This window comes from Pseudomonas sp. JAI115 (genome assembly GCF_014200835.1).
In the GTDB taxonomy this organism is placed as follows: Bacteria; Pseudomonadota; Gammaproteobacteria; order Pseudomonadales; family Pseudomonadaceae; genus Aquipseudomonas; species Aquipseudomonas putida_A.
In genome coordinates this window covers 695,487-713,933 of record NZ_JACHCY010000001.1, presented here as the reverse complement: position 1 = coordinate 713,933, position 18,447 = coordinate 695,487, and the positions used below count along the sequence as shown (strand labels likewise).

The 18,447-nt window shown below is 61.6% G+C and carries 17 protein-coding genes; 6 read left to right on the top strand and 11 right to left on the bottom strand.

Annotated features, from left to right (window positions below):
- Positions 1-107 precede the first annotated feature (107 nt).
- From paoC to HDC30_RS03155, 4 genes are all read right to left on the bottom strand, one after another.
- Complete coding sequence (paoC, locus tag HDC30_RS03170; RefSeq protein ID WP_183780702.1) at positions 108-2,303, bottom strand: aldehyde oxidoreductase molybdenum-binding subunit PaoC; 2,196 nt, start codon at positions 2,301-2,303, stop codon at positions 108-110.
- A complete protein-coding gene (locus HDC30_RS03165) occupies positions 2,300-3,256 on the bottom strand; it encodes a xanthine dehydrogenase family protein subunit M (protein WP_183780699.1) in 957 nt (318 codons plus the stop codon). The genes paoC and HDC30_RS03165 overlap by 4 nt, the downstream gene beginning before the upstream one ends.
- A complete protein-coding gene (paoA, locus tag HDC30_RS03160; RefSeq protein WP_027611678.1) occupies positions 3,253-3,876 on the bottom strand; it encodes an aldehyde dehydrogenase iron-sulfur subunit PaoA in 624 nt (207 codons plus the stop codon). The genes HDC30_RS03165 and paoA overlap by 4 nt, the downstream gene beginning before the upstream one ends.
- A 279-nt stretch (positions 3,877-4,155) precedes the next feature.
- Positions 4,156-5,910, bottom strand: a complete 1,755-nt coding sequence (locus HDC30_RS03155) for an L-lactate permease (RefSeq protein WP_183780696.1) — start codon at positions 5,908-5,910, stop codon at positions 4,156-4,158.
- Between the two features lie 241 nt (positions 5,911-6,151).
- Here HDC30_RS03155 and HDC30_RS03150 point away from each other — a divergent pair, with 241 nt between their 5' ends.
- Positions 6,152-6,358 carry a hypothetical protein gene (locus HDC30_RS03150; RefSeq protein ID WP_183780693.1) on the top strand — a complete coding sequence of 69 codons (207 nt, stop codon included), beginning with the start codon at positions 6,152-6,154 and terminating at the stop codon, positions 6,356-6,358.
- Positions 6,359-6,403: 45 nt separating this feature from the next.
- Here HDC30_RS03150 and HDC30_RS03145 read toward each other — a convergent pair whose 3' ends face one another.
- Complete coding sequence (locus HDC30_RS03145) at positions 6,404-6,676, bottom strand: hypothetical protein (protein ID WP_183780691.1); 273 nt, start codon at positions 6,674-6,676, stop codon at positions 6,404-6,406.
- A gap of 267 nt (positions 6,677-6,943) precedes the next feature.
- On the opposite strand from HDC30_RS03145, the gene HDC30_RS03140 reads away from it, so the two are divergent.
- Positions 6,944-8,023: a hypothetical protein gene (locus tag HDC30_RS03140; protein ID WP_183780688.1), complete on the top strand. Its 1,080-nt coding sequence runs from the start codon at positions 6,944-6,946 to the stop codon at positions 8,021-8,023.
- A 2-nt stretch (positions 8,024-8,025) separates the two neighbouring features.
- Positions 8,026-8,379, top strand: coding sequence for a DUF1428 domain-containing protein (locus HDC30_RS03135; protein ID WP_150368970.1), 354 nt, complete (start codon positions 8,026-8,028; stop codon positions 8,377-8,379).
- Positions 8,380-8,628: 249 nt separating this feature from the next.
- Here the strand turns inward: HDC30_RS03135 and HDC30_RS03130 are convergent, their stop codons facing one another.
- On the bottom strand, positions 8,629-8,823 hold the full coding sequence (locus HDC30_RS03130) for a hypothetical protein (RefSeq protein ID WP_027611683.1): 195 nt from the start codon (positions 8,821-8,823) through the stop codon (positions 8,629-8,631).
- A gap of 105 nt (positions 8,824-8,928) precedes the next feature.
- On the opposite strand from HDC30_RS03130, the gene thpR reads away from it, so the two are divergent.
- On the top strand, positions 8,929-9,468 hold the full coding sequence (thpR, locus tag HDC30_RS03125; protein ID WP_183780685.1) for an RNA 2',3'-cyclic phosphodiesterase: 540 nt from the start codon (positions 8,929-8,931) through the stop codon (positions 9,466-9,468).
- 228 nt (positions 9,469-9,696) lie between these two features.
- Here thpR and HDC30_RS03120 read toward each other — a convergent pair whose 3' ends face one another.
- The 5 genes from HDC30_RS03120 to HDC30_RS03100 form a co-directional block, all read right to left on the bottom strand.
- Positions 9,697-10,794 carry a polyamine ABC transporter substrate-binding protein gene (locus tag HDC30_RS03120; protein WP_183780683.1) on the bottom strand — a complete coding sequence of 366 codons (1,098 nt, stop codon included), beginning with the start codon at positions 10,792-10,794 and terminating at the stop codon, positions 9,697-9,699.
- A 229-nt stretch (positions 10,795-11,023) separates the two neighbouring features.
- Complete coding sequence (locus HDC30_RS03115) at positions 11,024-11,896, bottom strand: ABC transporter permease subunit (protein WP_123588330.1); 873 nt, start codon at positions 11,894-11,896, stop codon at positions 11,024-11,026.
- Entirely contained in the window at positions 11,893-12,774 is an 882-nt protein-coding gene (locus HDC30_RS03110) for an ABC transporter permease subunit (protein WP_171061872.1), read from the bottom strand. The genes HDC30_RS03115 and HDC30_RS03110 overlap by 4 nt, the downstream gene beginning before the upstream one ends.
- Before the next feature lie 29 nt (positions 12,775-12,803).
- Complete coding sequence (potA, locus tag HDC30_RS03105) at positions 12,804-13,946, bottom strand: polyamine ABC transporter ATP-binding protein (RefSeq protein ID WP_041073459.1); 1,143 nt, start codon at positions 13,944-13,946, stop codon at positions 12,804-12,806.
- A 370-nt stretch (positions 13,947-14,316) separates the two neighbouring features.
- Positions 14,317-15,078, bottom strand: coding sequence for a gamma-glutamyl-gamma-aminobutyrate hydrolase family protein (locus tag HDC30_RS03100; protein WP_183780680.1), 762 nt, complete (start codon positions 15,076-15,078; stop codon positions 14,317-14,319).
- Positions 15,079-15,360: 282 nt separating this feature from the next.
- Here HDC30_RS03100 and HDC30_RS03095 point away from each other — a divergent pair, with 282 nt between their 5' ends.
- The gene (locus HDC30_RS03095) at positions 15,361-16,737 is read left to right on the top strand and encodes a glutamine synthetase family protein (protein ID WP_027611689.1); all 1,377 of its coding nucleotides are present in this window, start codon (positions 15,361-15,363) and stop codon (positions 16,735-16,737) included.
- A gap of 182 nt (positions 16,738-16,919) precedes the next feature.
- Complete coding sequence (locus HDC30_RS03090; protein WP_183780677.1) at positions 16,920-18,410, top strand: aldehyde dehydrogenase; 1,491 nt, start codon at positions 16,920-16,922, stop codon at positions 18,408-18,410.
- Positions 18,411-18,447 lie beyond the last annotated feature (37 nt).

Here is an 18,447-nt window from a genome sequence, read left to right as displayed (position 1 = left end):
AGTCCATAATCGACGCGATCTCTCATGTCGGCGCATCGCATAAGACAACTCGGTCAGTCCCCTCTCCCTTTGGGAGAGGGTTAGGGTGAGGGGCTTTTCCAGGTTGCTCAGGTCATCTCCGGCAACGAATCGAGGATCTTGTCCAGCGTAATCGGATACTCACGCACCCGCGCCCCGGTGGCGTTGTAGATCGCATTTGCTACCGCTGCGCTCACGCCGCAAATCCCCAGCTCCCCCACACCCTTGGCTTTCATCGGCGATGAAATCGGATCGGTCTCATCGAGGAAAATCACCTCCTGATGGGGGATGTCGGCATGCACCGGCACCTCGTATCCGGCCAGGTCATGATTGACGAAAAAGCCCAGCCGTTTGTCCACCGCCAGCTCTTCCATCAGCGCCGCACCGACGCCCATGGTCATCGCGCCGATCACCTGGCTGCGCGCGGCTTTCGGGTTGAGAATCCGTCCCGCCGCGCACACCGCGAGCATGCGCCGCACGCGGACTTCGCCGGTCGCTGCATCCACCGCAACCTCCACGAAATGCGCACCGAAAGTCGATTGCTGATACTGCTTGGCGAGGTCGGCGAACTCGATGCTGTCCTCGGCCTCGACCACGCCATCTTTTGCCGCATCACGCAGCGGCAGGGTCTTGCCGCCGGCGCGCACCTGACCGTCGGCGAACTCGACGTCACTACCGCTCATGCCCAGCTTCGTCGCCACCGCTTCGCGCAGTTTCATGCACGCGGCATACACCCCGGCAGTCGAGCAGTTGCCGCCGAACTGGCCACCGGAGCCGGACGATACCGGGAAGGTCGAATCCCCCAGATGCACGCTGACGTCCGCCAGGTCCACGCCCATCATCTCGGCCGCGGTCTGGGCGATGATTGTGTAGCTGCCGGTGCCGATGTCGGTCATGTCGGTTTCCACCGTGACCTTGCCGTCGCGCTCCAGCCGCACCCGCGCGCCGGATTTGAGCAGCAGGTTGTTGCGAAACGCGGCGGCGACGCCCATGCCGATCAGCCAGCGTCCTTCGCGACGGCTGCCGGGAGTAGCATTGCGCTGGTTCCAGCCGAATTTCTCGGCACCGGTCTGCAAGCATTCGATCAGGCGTCGCTGGGAAAACGGACGCTCGGTTTTCACCGGGTCGACCTGGGTGTCATTGAGGATGCGGAACTGCACCGGGTCGAGCTTGAGCTGTTCGGCCATTTCGTCCATGGCGATTTCCAGCGCCATCAGCCCCGGCGCTTCACCCGGCGCGCGCATGGAATTGCCCTCGGGCAGATCCAGTGGCGCCCGGCGCATGGTCACCCGGCGGTTTTCCCCGGCATAAAGCAACTGGCTCGGCTGCGCGGCGACTTCGACCTTGCCGTCCTTGAGGTTGCCCGACCAGCCTTCGTGAGCGATGGCGCTGAGCTTGCCGTCCGTCGTCGCGCCCATCCGAATGCGCTGGATCGTGGCCGGGCGGTGGGTGGTGTTGTTGGCCATTTGCGGGCGGGCGAGGGCGACTTTCACCGGGCGGTTGGCCAGGCGCGCACCGAGGGCGGCGAGGATTGCGTCGGCACGAATGAACAGTTTGCCGCCGAAGCCGCCGCCAATGTACGGCGAGATCAGGCGCACGTTTTCCTTGGGCAGGCCAAGGGTCGTGGCGACGTCGCCGACGCTCCAGGCGATCATCTGGTTGGAGGTCCACAAGGTCAGATGATCACCTTTCCACGCGGCCAGGGTCGCGTGCGGTTCCATCATCGCGTGGGACTGATCGGGAGTGGTGTAGGTCTGGTCGAACTGCACCGGCGCGGCGGCGAAGGCCTTGTCGAAATCGCCGTGGGTGACGTCGGGCAATTCGTCGTCTTCGACACCCTGGTCGCGCACGTTGGCCAACTCGAACTCGCCTTTGGCCGCGACGTAATCGACCTTGACCAGTTGCGCTGCGGCGCGGGCCTGTTCGAAGGTCTCGGCGACCACCAGCGCTACGGCTTGATGATAGTGCTGTACCTCGGGCCCGGCGAGCAGCGGCGCCGAGTTGTATTGGCCTTTGCCGAGCTTGCCGGCATTGGCGGCGGTGACGATCGCCAGCACGCCGGGCGCGGCTTGTGCAGCGTCGAGATCGATGTGGCTGATGCGGCCCTTGGCGATGGCCGAGCCGACCATGAAACCGTAAGCCTGATTCGCCACGGCCTGATGTTGCTCGTAAGCGTAGGGCGCTTGGCCACTGGTTTTCAGCGGGCCTTCGATGCGGTCGGTGGGTTTGCCGACGACCTTGAGCTGGTCAATCGGGTTGGTGGTGGCGGGCGTGTCGAACTTCATGCTTCATCCCTCGCTTGCGCCAACACCGAGCCGAGCGTGCGCTCGACCAGGGTCAGTTTGAATTGGTTGTCGTGGGTTGGCGTGGCACCGTCGAGCAAGCGTTCGCTGACGGCTTTTGCGCCTTTGGGCAGCAACGCGTCGGCGTCTTCGACCCGCCACGGTTTCGGCGCAATACCGCCGACCGCCACACGGCCGCTGCCGTCCTTTTGCAGGATCAGACCGACCGACACCAGCGCGAAAGCGTACGACGAGCGATCGCGCACCTTGTGATAAATGTGCGTGCCGCCAACCGGGGCCGGCAGGGTTACCGAAGTGATGAACTCGCCGGGCGTGAGGCTGGTTTCGATGTTCGGCGTATTGCCTGGCAGTTGATGGAAATCGGCGATGGCGATGCTGCGTGTGCTGCCGTCCGGCTTCACCGTTTCAACCTGCGCATCGAGGGCGCGCATGGCAATCGCCATGTCACTGGGGTGGGTCGCGATGCAGGCGTCGCTGACGCCGATCAGCCCCAATTGCCGACTGACCCCGCCAATCGCCGCGCAGCCGCTGCCGGGCTGGCGTTTGTTGCAGGCCTGATTGACGTCGTAGAAGTACGGGCAGCGGGTGCGTTGCAGCAGGTTGCCGGCGGTGCTCGCCATGTTGCGCAACTGGCCCGAGGCCCCGGCGAGCAGGGCGCGGGAGAGCAACGCGTAATCCTTGCGCACGCGGCTGTCAGCGGCCAGATCGGTGTTGCGCACCAGCGCGCCGATGCGCAATCCGCCTTCAGGTGTAGCTTCGATTTGATCGAGGCCCAGGTGGTTGACGTCGATCAGGTGCAACGGGGTTTCGATGTCGAGTTTCATCAGATCCAGCAGGTTGGTGCCACCGGCGATGAACTTCGCGCCTTCAATCTGCGCCGCCAGCGTTGCGGCTGCGGCGGGGGAATCGGCGCGGCTGTAATTGAACGCTCTCATGCTGGCACCTGCGCGACTTCAGTGATGGCTTCGATGATGTTCGAGTAGGCGCCGCAGCGGCAGATGTTGCCGCTCATGCGTTCCTGGAATTCGCTGGCGATCAGTTGCGGGGCTTCGGTCAGGCTCGGGCTGACGTGGCTGGGAATGCCCTCGCGGATTTCCTTGAGCACCGCCACCGCCGAACAGATCTGCCCCGGCGTGCAATAGCCGCACTGGTAGCCGTCATGCTTGATGAACGCGGCCTGCATCGGGTGCAGGTTGTCGGGCATGCCCAGGCCTTCGATGGTGGTGATCTCGCTGCCTTCATGCATCACCGCAAGCGTCAGGCAGGAGTTGATCCGGCGGCCGTTGGCGATGACGGTGCAGGCGCCGCACTGGCCGTGGTCGCAGCCTTTTTTGCTGCCGGTCAGGTGCAGGTGCTCGCGCAGGGCGTCGAGCAGGGTGGTGCGGTTGTCCACCTCAAGGGCTTGGGGTTTACCGTTGACGTTGATCGTCAGTTTGGCCATGGCGGGTTGCTCCAGACTGGCCGCGTAGGCCTTGAGGCTAATGAAGGGGGGCATTGCAAACGCGGTGGCGGTCACCGCGCCGAGGATCAGGAATCTTCGTCGGGAAATCGTCATGCTTCGATTCCTCTCTGGCTTAATCAGGACGGCAGGGATTGAAGGGCCCAAACGGGCGCGCCGGCATGTTTACCGGTCTCGTTCTTGGAATGACCTGCGCGGAGGGGAAAAGGTTTTTGCGGATTTGCGCTATAGAGTTATGCGCATGGCTCATCAATTGGCTGGGCAATGCTTAACCTTGTGGGAGCTGGCTTGCCAGCGATGAGGTCGTGTCAGTCAGCCTTTCGCTTAAATGACACACCGCCATCGCGGGCAAGCCCGCTCCCACAGGGTTTGTGATCAATTCCCGCCAACCACCATGTGCGTAAACGGCGCCACATACGCCTGCAATGTCACCAGCCCGCCCACCAGGATGGCCAGCACGATCGAGTGGAAGAACACGTAGCGCAGAATCTCGCCCTCATGCCCATACCAGCGGGTCGCGGTGGAGGCGACCACGATCGATTGCGCATCGACCATCTTGCCCATCACCCCGCCAGAACTGTTGGCCGCTGCCATCAGCACCGGGCTGATGCCGAGCTGTTCCGAGGTCACTCGTTGCAGTCCGCCGAACAGCACGTTCGAGGCCGTATCCGAACCGGTCAACGCGACGCCGAGCCAGCCGAGCAGGGTGCCGAACATCGGGTAGAACACCCCGGTCGCGGCAAACGCCAGACCCATGGTGGCGTCCAGTCCGGAATAACGCGTGAGGAACCCCAGCGCCAGCATCGCCGCAATGGTGATCAGCGAAAAGCGCACCACCCACAACGTGCGCAGGTATTGCTTGATCAGTTGCGGGATCGAATAGCCCATCAGCAGCCCGCCGACAATCGCCGCCAGCAGGATGCCGCTGCCGGTGGCAGTGAACCAGGTGAACTTGTAGATCGCCTCTTCGGCTTTCGGCGCCGGCACCACCGGCGGGACTTTCTGCACTTGCAGGTGCAGGGTGGTAAAGGTCAGCGCCGGCGAGAAAATCGGATTGGCCTCATTCAGCGGTTTGCCTTGCGCATCAAGTTTCACCGAATGGGTTACCGGATCCAGCGCCGGGCGCACGTCGAAGATGTTCTTGAAGCCCTGGGTGCCCCAGGCAAACACGAACACCGTGAGGATGATCCACGGCATCCACGCACGCATCACCGCCGGGCGCGCCTGATCGCGGAAGGCGGCGCTGGCAGTGACTTTTTCTTCCTCGACCCGGGAGTTGTCGACCCGCCCGGACAGGGCGGCCGAGGTGTACACCGTCGCCGGTTTCCAGACCCGCAGAAACAGGGTCAGGCAGGCCATGGAAATCAGTGCGGCGATCACGTCCACCAGCATCGGCCCGTGGAAGTTCGACACGAGGAATTGCGGCACCGCGAAGCTGACCCCGGCCACCAGAATCGCCGGCCAGATCTCCAGCATCTTGCGCCACCCGGCAAACGCCCAGATCAGCCAGAACGGTACCAGCACCGAGAAAAACGGCAGCTGCCGACCGACCATCATCGACAGCTCCATCTCGTCCAGCCCGGTGACCTTGGCCAAGGTGATGATCGGCGTGCCGAGGGCGCCGAACGCCACCGGTGCGGTGTTGGCAATCAGCGCCAGCCCCGAGGCGGCCAACGGCGAAAAACCGAGGCCGATCAGAATCGCCCCGGTCACCGCCACCGGCGTGCCGAACCCGGCCGCGCCTTCGAAAAACGCGCCGAAGCAGAAGGCGATCAGCAGCAACTGCAAACGCCGGTCATCGGTGATCCGCGCGAGGGAGTCCTGCAGCACTTTGAATGAGCCGTTCTCGGTGGTCAGGCGATGCAGAAAGATGATGTTGAGCACGATCCAGCCGATCGGCAGCAAGCCATTGGCCGCGCCGAACAGCGCGGCTGAGCCGGCCATGCTCGCCGGCATACCGAAGGCGAAGATCGAGATGAGCAGGGCCGACGCCAACGCCAACAGGGCGGCCAGATGCGCCTTGACGTGAAAGAACGCCAGCGCCGCGAGCATCACCACCACCGGCACTGCAGCCATGAGCGTGGAGATCAACGGGTTGCCGAACGGGTCGTAAATTTGCTGCCAGACCATGGTCCACCTCTGCTTGTTGTTATCGAGGCGCAGATCCGTTGCGTGGGAGTCGCTAAGCAGCAGTATAGGTGGCATTTCGCCGCTGCCCGGATGCTGGCGGCGGGCCGATCAACGGTCGTGGTCGGGCAGTGAATCAAAGTCCTTTTGTCCGGTCGTATCAGCGGCTGCGCGCACTGCGTCCTGAAGGCGCGGGCAGTGACAGCCGTTCCGTGGTCAAGACCTTGGTGTTAGGGAAGTTTGAATGAAGCGTGCAACAACCTTGCTGTTGACGATATCCGCCGCTGTTTTGCTGGCTGGCTGTGTGGCGGACTTTGATGATGATCATCGCCACGGACGACATTACGACCGTGATCACGGTCGCTATTACGACCATGACCGGCGTTGGGATGACCGCGACGATGGTCGTCGCGACGGGCGTCGTTACGATCGTGATCGCGACGATGACTGAGTAGAAATCAAAAGGGCGTTCGCGCAACGGGAACGCCCTCGGCGATTAAAAATGAGCGCTCGCCCGGACGCTGGAATGCGCAGGCGCGGTGGCCTCGAGATCCAGCAAATGGGTGGCGAGTATGTCGCTCAGAAAGCGGAACTGATCGTTGATGCCGACCACTTCATTGCTGAAGTGATTGCTTGCGGCGGGCATCAGCACATTGTCGAAATCTTCGTTGAACAGCAGCGCTTGAGTCTTGCGCGAGACGACCTGCTGGTCGTAGTAGTTGCTGCCGAACACCGGGAAGCTCACGGAGAGGGTGATGGTGCGAATCATGATGGGTACTCCTCGTTGCGTCTCGGATGGGTGAATCGTGCCTTCGCCGGGCGGCGGGCGGAAGGCAATCGTGGCGATGGTGAATATCGACGGCGTTGATGGTTGATGTTCTCCCCAGTAGGAGTGGGTTTGCTCCCACCTTGAAATGCGTTCCCCTGTGGGAGCGAGCCTGCTCGCGATGGGGCCAGCCTGGCCACAACCGACAAATGGCCCAATACCCGCACCTATACTCAAATCTGTTTTCCTCCATTCAAGGACTCCACCACCGTGAACCTGCGTGCGCTGGTCGTCGCCGCACTGTGTCTGCTGGCTGGCTGCGCCTCCTCGGCGCGGGCCCCGGTGGCGCCGCGAGCGGTGGTGGTGTCCCCGGCGACCTGGCAGCAGATCGATCGCGACATCGTCAGCGCCTCGCAGCAATCCACCGAGCAAGTCAAAGTATTTGCCCGGGGTTCGATGGAACATTGGCGCACTCGCGTCTATCAGCAAACTGAAGAAAATTTCATTCCGTGGTTCAGCAGCTACTGGACCCAGGAATGGCTGTCGATGAAGGTCAGTTGGTACACCATCAGTGCCGGCGGCGAACAGGACGCTTCGGCCAAGCGCCTGGCGAGCTATCTGCTTGAGCAATATCAGGAAAGGGTGCTGGCACCGGTGGCGGTGGAGATCGATCCGGACGCGATCCTCGGTCAGGCCACGGCGTTCTACGCGCAACTGATGGCCCGGCAGATGCCGCTCATCGCCCAGCGTTACGGTGTGCCGGTGGCCCAGCTCAACGGGCGTCTGCAGAAGGTCCCGGCGATTGCCCTCGGCCCGCCGCCGGCGCGGGATGCGTCGCTGTATCAAATAATCAGCACCGAGCCGCTGAACACCTTGCCGGCGTATGCCGCGCTGATCGACAAGATCCACACCGAAGGCGGCAGCAAGGGCATCGCTTCGACCGACGCCGGCATGGCCCCCGTGGCCAAACGCGCCAGCCAGCGGATGGAGGCGGAAATGGCTCCACGCGGTGCCGCCAGCGCCGTGGCGGCTGCGGCGGGCAAGTTGGTCGGCGGGGTGATCTCGATCGGCGTGGCGGGCATCCGCGCGATCATCCAGGCCAACGACCGGCCCGACAGCGAAGCGCTGATTCGCAGCAGCCTGGGCAGCACGTTCGACAAGGCCTGGGCGAAACTGCTGCAGAACCCGACCACCGGGGTCATGGCCGGAACCCTGCATATCGCCGGGCAGGTCGAGGGCAGCCTTGGCGGGGGCGAACAACCGTCGGTCGGGCAGGGCGTGAATCGTGTCGAATGGCAACCGCCGCAATCGACTACCCGGCAGATCGAACCCAACGTGCAAGGAGAGTGATCATGGCTTACATCGATATTTTTGTAGCACCCGTGCCGAATGCCAATCGCGAACAGTACAAAAAACACTGTGAGATCGCCGCGAAACTGTTCAAGGAATACGGAGCGAAGGAGGTGGTTCAGTGCTGGGGCGATGACGTGCCGGAAGGCAAAGTCACGTCATTCCCGATGGCGGTAAAACTCAAGGACGGCGAGACGGTGTCGTCCGGCTGGCTGATCTGGCCCGACAAAGCCACCCGCGATGCCGGCATGGCGAAAATGATGGAAGACCCGCGCATGCAACCGGACGTCAACCCAATGGGGTTTGATGGGCAGCGGATGATCTTTGGGGGCTTCAAGAACCTTCTTGAATCCTGAAACTCACCAGATTCCGTGTAGGAGTGAGCCTGCTCGCGATGACGGTGTGTCAGTCAGCGGGTTTGCAAAATGTGCCGGCCTCTTCGCGGGCAAGCCACGCTCCCACAGGGTTTTGCGGATGGCGACGATCATGGGCACGCCACAAATCCAGTGTGGGAGCGAGCCTGCTCGCGAAAGCGGCGTGTCAGGCAATGTGAGGCTGAATGCGGACGCTTTCGCGAGCAGGCTCGCTCCCACATGGGAGGGTGATCACTCTGGAGAGGGGGTGATCCGGCAGCTTTTGCGGTGGCGGATTTCTTCTTCCGTGGGCCGTTCGCGGACGAATTCGAAACGCGGTTCACCTTCGCTGTAATGCACCAGCCAGCCCCATTCCAGCTCGCTTTCATCCTGCCCTGGGCTGGGTGGCCGGGCCCACCACGGTTCTTTGCTGAGGATCTCGCGCATGGCGACCTCCGGTTCGATGGCAATCCTTGAACTATAGCCGGGCGTCGCTAGTCGTCAGAGAAGCCTGTGTAGAATCGGCTGATCGACGAGCGAAGGAGTTGGCACATGACCGATGATGCGCGCAGGGATGAACCGTTCAAGCGACTGTTTTTTGCCCTCGACTGCCCACCACCGCAACGCAAGGCCATTGCCCAGTGGCGCGGCGAGCTGGGGTTGCGCACCGGCAAGGCGGTGCCGGCGGATAACTTTCACCTGACGCTGCTGTTCCTCGGTGCCGTACCGCTGGCGCAGATCCATGAAGTCTGCGAAGCCGCTGGCAAGGTGCGCACGCCGGGTGAGCCATTGAAGATTGCGCTGGATCGTCTGCAGGTCTGGCATCGGGCCGGGATTCTGTCTTTGGCGCCGGAGCAGGCACCGCCGGGGTTGTTGCGTCTGGTGTATGCGTTGGAGCAGGCGATGCTGCCGTTCGGCTTCGAAGAATCACCACGCGAGTTTCGCCCGCACCTGACCCTGGCCCGGGACTACCGCGCAGCGGAACCGGAAGCCGCCACACCGCCGGAATTCTTCCTGCGTGCCGAGCGCTTCGCCCTGTTCGAATCGCACAAGGGCCGCTACCGGATCCTTCAGGATTGGCCGCTGAATTGAGCGCAGAAAAAAAGGCGCCCGAGGGCGCCTGAAATTCACCTGAGCCGAGGGAGCCAGGTGAGGCCGTTCATTGCAGGGTGCAGCGGTGGTAAGGCGCTGCGTGAACGGAAAAGCTACGCCACATCCCTGTGTAGGAGCTGCCGCAGGCTGCGATCTTTTGACTTTGTTTTTTAGACGCAAGATCAAAAGATCGCAGCCTTCGGCAGCTCCTACAGGGGGCGGTGTCAGTTATTTACCGAGCTTCACCCGGGTCCAGCCGCGGGTCATGATCCGCTGGGTGGCAATCGGCTGATCCGGCACCGCATACAACGTCGCCATCACCGCCTGCGACGGGTAAGAACCCGGGTCGTTGCGGATCGCTTCGTCCACCAGTGGCGTCGCCGCCGAGTTGGCGTTGCTGTAGCCGTTGCTGTTGGTGATCTCGGCGATGATGTCCGGGCGCATCAGGAAGTTCATGAACAGGTAGGCGTTCTCGACGTTCGCCGCATCGCGCGGGATCGCGACCATGTCGTAGAAACTGCCGGCACCTTCCTTCGGAATGCTGTAGTCGATCTGCACTTTGTTGCCGGCTTCCACCGCGCGGGCCTTGGCCTGCAGCACGTCACCGGAGTAACCGACCGCCACGCAGATATTGCCGTTGGCCAGGTCCGAGATGTACTTCGAGGAATGGAAGTACGCCACGTACGGGCGGATCTTCATGAACAGTGCTTCGGCTTCGAGGATGTGCGCCTTGTCCTTGTCGTTCACCGGGTAGCCCAGGTAGTGCAGGGCGGCCGGGATCATTTCGGTCGGCGAGTCGAGGAAACTGATGCCACAGGCTTTCAGCTTCTCGGCGTTTTCCGGCTTGAACAGCAAGTCCCAAGAGTTGGTCGGGGCCTTGGCGCCGAGCACTTCCTTGACCTTGTCCGGGTTGTAGCCGATGCCGATCGAGCCCCACATGTACGGGAACGCGTGAGCGTTGTCCGGATCACTGGCGGCGGCGTTTTTCAGCAGCACCGGGTTGAGATTCTTCCAGTTCGACAGCTTGGATTTGTCGAGCGGCTGATAGACCCCGGCCTTGATCTGCTTGGCCAGGAAACTGTTGGACGGCACGACGATGTCGTAACCGGATTTACCCGCCAGCAAACGCGCCTCGAGGGTCTCGTTGCTGTCGAACACGTCGTAGGTCACCTGGATGCCGGTCTCGTCTTCGAACTTCTTGATGGTGTCCGGCGCGATGTAATCGGACCAGTTGTAAACACGCAGCACCTTGTCGTTGGCCTGGACGCCCGTGGCGATTGCGCCCATTAAGGACAGTGTCAGCAGAGTCCTGCCAAGCATTTTCATCGGTGAAACTCCATTTTTTTTATTCAAAAACCCAACATAAAAAATCGGTGCACATAAAACCTGTGGCGAGGGAGCTTGCTGTGGTGAGGGGATTTATCCCCGATGGGTCGCGAAGCGGCCCCAAGCCAGGCACTTGCGGTGTAACAGGGACACCGCATGCAATGGTTTGGCGACTGCTTCGCAGCCGATCGGGGATGAATCCCCTCACCACAGTGTTCATCGGTGTTGCTTAGGCGGTGGCTGCGCGCTGAGGCTGCCACGCCTCGTTCGCGGTCTGATCCATCGCTTCCTGAATCGCCTTCTTGCGGCTGGCTTCTGCCTTGCGACCGAAGTACCAGACCAGGAAGGTCACCAGCGACACCGCCAGCAGAATCAGGCTGGCCACGGCGTTGATCTCAGGCTTCACGCCCAGACGTACTGCCGAGAACACTTCCATCGGCAGCGTGGTCGAACCCGGGCCGGAGACGAAGCTCGCCAGCACCAGGTCGTCCAGCGACAGGGCGAACGACATCATGCCGCCCGCTGCCAGCGACGGCGCGATCATCGGAATGGTGATCAGGAAAAACACCTTGAACGGCTTGGCCCCCAGATCCATCGCGGCTTCTTCGATCGACAGATCCAGCTCCCGCAGGCGGGCGGAGACTACCACCGCCACATAGGCGGCACAAAACGTGGTGTGGGCGATCCAGATCGTGACGATGCCACGCTCCTGCGGCCAGCCGATCAACTGCGCCATCGCCACGAACAGCAGCAACAGCGACAGACCGGTGATCACCTCAGGCATCACCAGTGGCGCCGTCACCAGACCGCCAAACAGCGTGCGACCCTTGAAGCGCGTCACTCGCGTCAGGACGAAGGCGGCGAGGGTGCCCAGTGCGACGGCGGCAATCGCGGTGTAGCAGGCGATTTCCAGCGAGCGCACCACCGAGCCCATCAGTTGCGTGTTGTCGAGCAGGCCGACGTACCACTTCACTGACCAGCCTCCCCATACTGTCACCAGTTTTGAGGCGTTGAACGAGTAGATCACCAGAATCAGCATCGGCAGATAGATGAACATCAAGCCGAAGATCAACATGAACTTGGAAAAACCGAAGCGTTTCATCCCCGTGCCTCCATCTCTTTGGCCTGGCTGCGGTTGAACAGCAGAATCGGCACAATCAGGATCAACAGCATCACCACCGCCAGCGCAGACGCCACCGGCCAGTCGCGGTTATTGAAGAACTCTTGCCACAGCACGCGACCGATCATCAGCGTCTCCGGGCCACCCAACAGTTCCGGAATCACGAACTCGCCGACCACTGGAATGAACACCAGCATGCAGCCGGCAATGATGCCGTTCTTGGCCAGCGGCACGGTGATTTTCCAGAAGTTGTTGAAGTTGCTCGAACCCAGATCTGACGCGGCTTCCAACAGGCTGCCATCGTGTTTCACCAGGTTGGCGTACAGCGGCAGCACCATGAATGGCAGGTACGCATACACCACGCCGATATACACCGCGGTGTTGGTGTTGAGGATCTCGATCGGGTGATCGGTCAGCCCGGTCCACATCAGAAACGCGTTGAGCAGACCGTTGTTGCTGAGGATGCCCATCCACGCGTAAACACGGATCAGGATCGCGGTCCAGGTCGGCATCATGATCAACAGCAGCAGGACGTTTTGCGCTTCCTTGCTCGCTTTGGTGATCGCATAGGCCATCGGGAAACCGATCACCAGGCACATCAGCGTGCTCAGCGCCGCGACCTTCAGCGAACCGAGGTAGGCCGACAGGTACAGCTCGTCTTCGCCGAGCATGGTGTAGTTGCCGATGTTGAGCATCAGCTGGAATTTCTGTTCGGCGTAGGTGTAGATCTCCGAGTACGGCGGGATCGACAGCGCGGCTTCCGAGAAGCTGATCTTCATCACCAGGAAGAACGGCAGCATGAAGAACAGGAACAGCCAGATGAACGGGATGCCGATGACGAATTTTCGCCCGCTGGGCACCAGGCGCAGGAATTGCTGATTGAAGGTTCTCATGAGCGCAGTACCACGCCGCTGTCGTCTTCCCACCAGACGTAGACCTTGTCGTCCCAGGTCGGACGCGCGCCACGGCGTTCGGCGTTGGCCATGAACGACTGGACGATCTTGCCGCCGGGCAGCTCGACGTAGAACACCGAGTGGCCGCCGAGGTAGGCGATGTCATGCACCTTGCCTTCGGACCAGTTGTAGCGGGTCTCTGGCTTGAGCGTGCTGACGAGCATTTTTTCCGGGCGGATCGCGTAGGTGATCGACTTGTCCTGCACCGACGTGCTGACGCCGTGGCCGACGTAGATCTTCTGCTGCAGGTCCGGGCTGTGGATGATCGCGTGACCTTCAAGGTCTTCCACCACGGTGCCGTCGAAGGCGTTCACGTTACCGATGAATTCGCAGACCATGCGGCTGACCGGCGCTTCATAGATGTCGACCGGGCTGCCGATCTGGGCGATCCAGCCCAGATGCATGATCGCGATGCGCTCGGCCATGGTCATGGCTTCTTCCTGGTCGTGGGTCACCATCACGCATGTCACGCCGACGCGCTCGATGATCTCCACCAGTTCCAGTTGCATCTGCGAGCGCAGCTTTTTATCCAGCGCGCCCATCGGCTCGTCGAGCAGCAACAGCTTCGGACGTTTCGCCAGGGAGCGGGCGAGGGCGACACGCTGGCGCTGACCGCCGGACAACTGATGGGGTTTGCGTTTGGCGTATTGGGTCATGTGCACCAGGCGCAGCATCTCTTCGACGCGGGCGTCGATTTCGCTGGCCGGCAAACGGTCCTGCTTGAGGCCGAAGGCGATGTTCTGCGCCACAGTCATGTGCGGGAACAGCGCGTAGGACTGGAACATCATGTTGATCGGCCGCTCGTAGGGCGGCATGTCGGTGATGTCCACGCCGTCGAGCAGAATCCGCCCTTCAGTCGGCCGCTCGAAACCGGCGAGCATGCGCAGCAGGGTCGATTTGCCCGAACCGGAGCCGCCGAGCAAGGCAAAGATTTCGCCCTGATGGATCTCCAGGGACACATCGTCCACTGCCGTGGTTTCGTCGAACTTCTTGGTGACACGGTCGACTTTCACCAGAACCTTTTTCGGTTGCTGGTGGCCTTCAAGTGCCTTCCGGTAAGTGCTGGAGGCGTTTGCCATGTGAAACTCCCAACAGGTTTCGTTCGCTCGGCCAACGTGGCCGGGCTTAAGTGGATTGCAAGCCTGTACGGATGTCAGTCAGCCAGGACGCAGAACCTGTGGGAGCGAGCCTGCTCGCGAATACGGAGTGTCAGTCGACATCATTGTTTGCTGATACACCGCTTTCGCGAGCAGGCTCGCTCCCACAGGGGAAATGCGTTTACTGACTGGCATTACCCGTACCGATCCGGCTTGTTCGGCGCCGCCGTCCTGGCTGCCTGGGTCGTACTTGTTGTTATTACGGTTTGTTGTTGTCACGGATGACGGATGCGCACACGCGCCGCCGCCGACCCCGTGGGGGCAGTAAACAGTTTTGAAATCCTGGGTTATGTCAGCGTTGGTGGCGTCGCGCCGCCCGTTGCCGGCAGGCCTCGCCGAACGCCTGGAAAATCTTCAGGTAGTTCGGGTTGTCCAGCACCTGCCATTCCGGGTGCCATTGCACGCCGAGGGCGAAGGTCGGGCTGTGCTCGACCGAGATCGCCTCGATCAGGCCATCCGGCGCCACCGCTTCGGCACGCAGGCCGGGCGCGAGGCGGTCGATGCCCTGACTGTGAATCGAGTTGACCTGGAACTCGCCCGGCAACGCCAGCGCTTCGAACACACCGCCCGCCAACACGCTCACGGCATGCGCCGGTGCGTATTGCACGGCCACGTCCGGGCTGTCGGCTTCACGGTGATCGAGCATGCCCGGCAGCTCGTGCACCTTTTGGTGCAGGCTGCCACCGAAGGCCACGTTCATTTCCTGGAAGCCACGGCAAATGCCGAGCACCGGAACGCCCGCCGCAATGGCTGCACGCAATAAAGGAAGGGTAGTGGCGTCCCGCGCCGGATCGTGATCCGTACCGGGTTCGCTGGCCGGGCCTTGATAGTGGAAGGGTTCCACGTTCGAGGGTGAGCCGGTCAGCAACAGACCGTCGAGTTGACCGAGCAGGTCTTCGATTTCAGTCAGTTTGCCAAGGGAAGGAATGACCACTGGAAGACCCTGAGCGCCAACGCTGACAGCACGTACGTACTTGTCGCCGCTGATGTGATAGGGGTGCAGGCCAATCTGTTTGACGCACGCAGTAACGCCGATCAATGGCTTGAATGCCATTTTTATTCACCTCGAAGTTTGACACTTGAACGAGCTTTTCCGGAGCTTAGCCTCGTTGATTTTAATTAACAACTGCCATGTAAAAAATTCTAAACGCCGCTCATCCAATCTTCATGATTTCAGGCCTTGCGGCGCCTGCATTGGCACGTGAGTGTTAAAAAAAGCCCGAAAAATAAACGCTGAGCGGCCAGGTGTTCGCTATTGACTTCACTTTGCCTTTCGGATTGACTGGCTCGGCGAAACAGCGGTGAACATAATAATTAACAGCTAAATAGGTGCATCATGTCGGTCCCTCTGCGTGCCGTTCAACTCAACGAAGCAAACGCATTCCTTAAGAAACATCCTGAGGTTTTGTACGTCGACCTTCTGATTGCAGACATGAACGGTGTGGTGCGCGGCAAGCGCATCGAGCGCACCAGTCTTCACAAGGTTTACGAGAAAGGCATCAACCTGCCGGCCTCGCTCTTCGCCCTCGACATCAATGGCTCCACGGTGGAAAGCACCGGCCTGGGTCTGGACATCGGCGACGCCGACCGCATCTGCTACCCGATCCCGGGCACCCTGAGCATCGAGCCGTGGCAGAAGCGCCCAACCGCACAGTTGCTGATGACCATGCATGAGATCGAGGGCGAGCCGTTCTTCGCCGATCCGCGTGAAGTGCTGGCCAACGTGGTGCGCAAGTTCGATGAACTGGGCCTGACCATCTGCGCCGCGTTCGAACTGGAGTTCTACCTGATCGACCAGGACAACGTGAACGGCCGTCCGCAGTCGCCACGTTCGCCGGTGTCCGGCAAGCGCCCGGTGTCGACTCAGGTCTACCTGATCGACGATCTCGACGAATACGTCGACTGCCTGCAAGACATCCTCGAAGGCGCGAAAGAGCAGGGCATTCCGGCTGACGCCATCGTCAAGGAAAGCGCCCCGGCGCAATTCGAAGTCAACCTGCATCACGTCTCCGACCCGATCAAGGCCTGCGACTACGCGGTGTTGCTCAAGCGTCTGGTGAAGAACATCGCCTATGACCACGAGATGGACACCACCTTCATGGCCAAGCCGTATCCGGGCCAGGCGGGCAACGGTCTGCACGTTCACATTTCGATCCTGGACAAAGAAGGCAACAACATCTTCGCCAGCGAGGATCCCGAGCAGAACGCCGCGCTGCGACACGCGATCGGCGGTGTGCTGGAGACCCTGCCTGCGCAAATGGCGTTCCTGTGCCCGAACGTCAACTCGTACCGCCGCTTCGGCGCGCAGTTCTACGTGCCGAACTCGCCGAGCTGGGGCATCGACAACCGCACCGTTGCGGTACGTGTACCGACCGGTTCGGCTGACGCCGTGCGCATCGAACATCGCGTGGCCGGTGCCGACGCCAACCCGTACCTGCTGATGGCTTCGGTACTGGCCGGCATTCACCACGGCCTGACCAACCAGATCGAGCCGGGCGCGCCGGTTGAAGGCAACAGCTACGAGCAGAACGAACAGAGCCTGCCGAACAACCTGCGCGACGCACTGCGCGAGCTGGACGACAGCGAAGTCATGGCCAAGTACATCGACCCGATGTACATCGACGTGTTCGTCGCGTGCAAGGAAAGCGAGCTGGCCGAGTTCGAGAACTCGATTTCCGACCTTGAGTACAACTGGTATCTGCATACCGTCTGATTTGCAGACCAACACCGACCCAATGTGGGAGCGGGCTTGCTCGCGAAAGCGGAGTATCTCGCAATGAAGACGTTGGATGTAACGACGCCTTCGCGAGCAAGCCCGCTCCCACAGGGGATTCGGTTACCCAATTCGATTGACGGGTGTTTGCCCGTCATCCACCCCCTTGTCGAGCCACAACAATGACAACCACACGCAACGACTGGGAACAACGCTTCCAGTCCCTGACCATCGAATCCCGCGCGTTCATCAACGGTGAATATCGCCCGGCGATCAGCGGCGCCACCTTCGAATGCCTGAGCCCCGTCGACGGCCGTTTTCTCGCCTCCGTGGCCAGCACCGATGAAGCCGACGCCAACCTCGCCGTCGAAGTCGCCCGTCAGTCGTTCAACTCCGGCGTATGGGCGCACAAGGCCCCGGCCGAGCGCAAACGCATCCTGATCCGCTTCGCCGATCTGATCCTGCAACACCAGGAAGAACTGGCGCTGCTGGAAACCCTCGACATGGGTAAACCGATCAGCGACTCGATGAGCATCGACATCCCGGCGACCGCCAACGCGATCCGCTGGAGTGCCGAAGCCATCGACAAGATCTACGACGAAGTTGCCGCCACCCCGCACGATCAACTCGGTCTGGTGACCCGCGAGCCATCCGGCGTAGTCGCCGCGATCGTGCCGTGGAACTTCCCGCTGATCATGGCCAGCTGGAAATTCGCCCCGGCCCTGGCCGCGGGCAACTCGTTCATTCTCAAGCCTTCGGAAAAGTCGCCACTGACCGCGATCCGCATCGCGCAGCTTGGACTGGATGCCGGCATCCCGAAAGGCGTGTTCAACGTGCTGCCGGGCTTCGGCCACACCGTCGGCAAGGCGCTGGCGCTGCACATGGACGTCGACGTGCTGGCCTTCACCGGCTCCACGGCGATTGCCAAGCAACTGATGATTTATGCCGGCCAGAGCAACATGAAACGCGTCTGGCTCGAAGCCGGTGGCAAGAGCCCGAACGTGGTGTTTGCCGACGCTCCGGACTTGCGCGCGGCCGCCCAGGCTGCAGCCGGCGCCATCGCCTTCAACCAGGGCGAAGTGTGCACTGCCGGTTCGCGTCTGCTGGTCGAACGTTCGATCCGCGAGCAATTCATTCCGCTGCTGGTGGAAGCGCTGCAAGCGTGGAAACCGGGGCACGCCCTCGACCCGGCGACCACCGTCGGTGCGGTGGTCGATCAGCGTCAACTGGACAACGTACTGCGCTACATCAGCATCGGCCGTGAGCAGGGCGCCGAGCTGATTGCCGGCGGCCAGCGCACCCTCGAAGAAACCGGTGGCCTCTATGTGCAACCGGCGATCTTCGACGGCGTGACCAATGCGATGACCATCGCCCGCGAAGAAATCTTCGGCCCGGTGCTGTCGCTGATCACCTTCGACACCGTTGAAGAAGCGCTGCAGATCGCCAACGACAGCATCTTCGGCCTCGCCGCCGGCGTCTGGACCAGTAACCTGAGCAAGGCGCATACCTTCGCCCGTGGCCTGCGGGCCGGCAGCGTCTGGGTCAACCAGTACGACGGCGGCGACATGACCGCGCCGTTCGGTGGTTTCAAACAGTCGGGCAACGGTCGCGACAAATCGCTGCACGCGTTCGACAAGTACACCGAGCTGAAAGCGACCTGGATCAAGCTCTGATTTTCTACAGCGGTGGTCGCTTCTGATGAGCGACCCT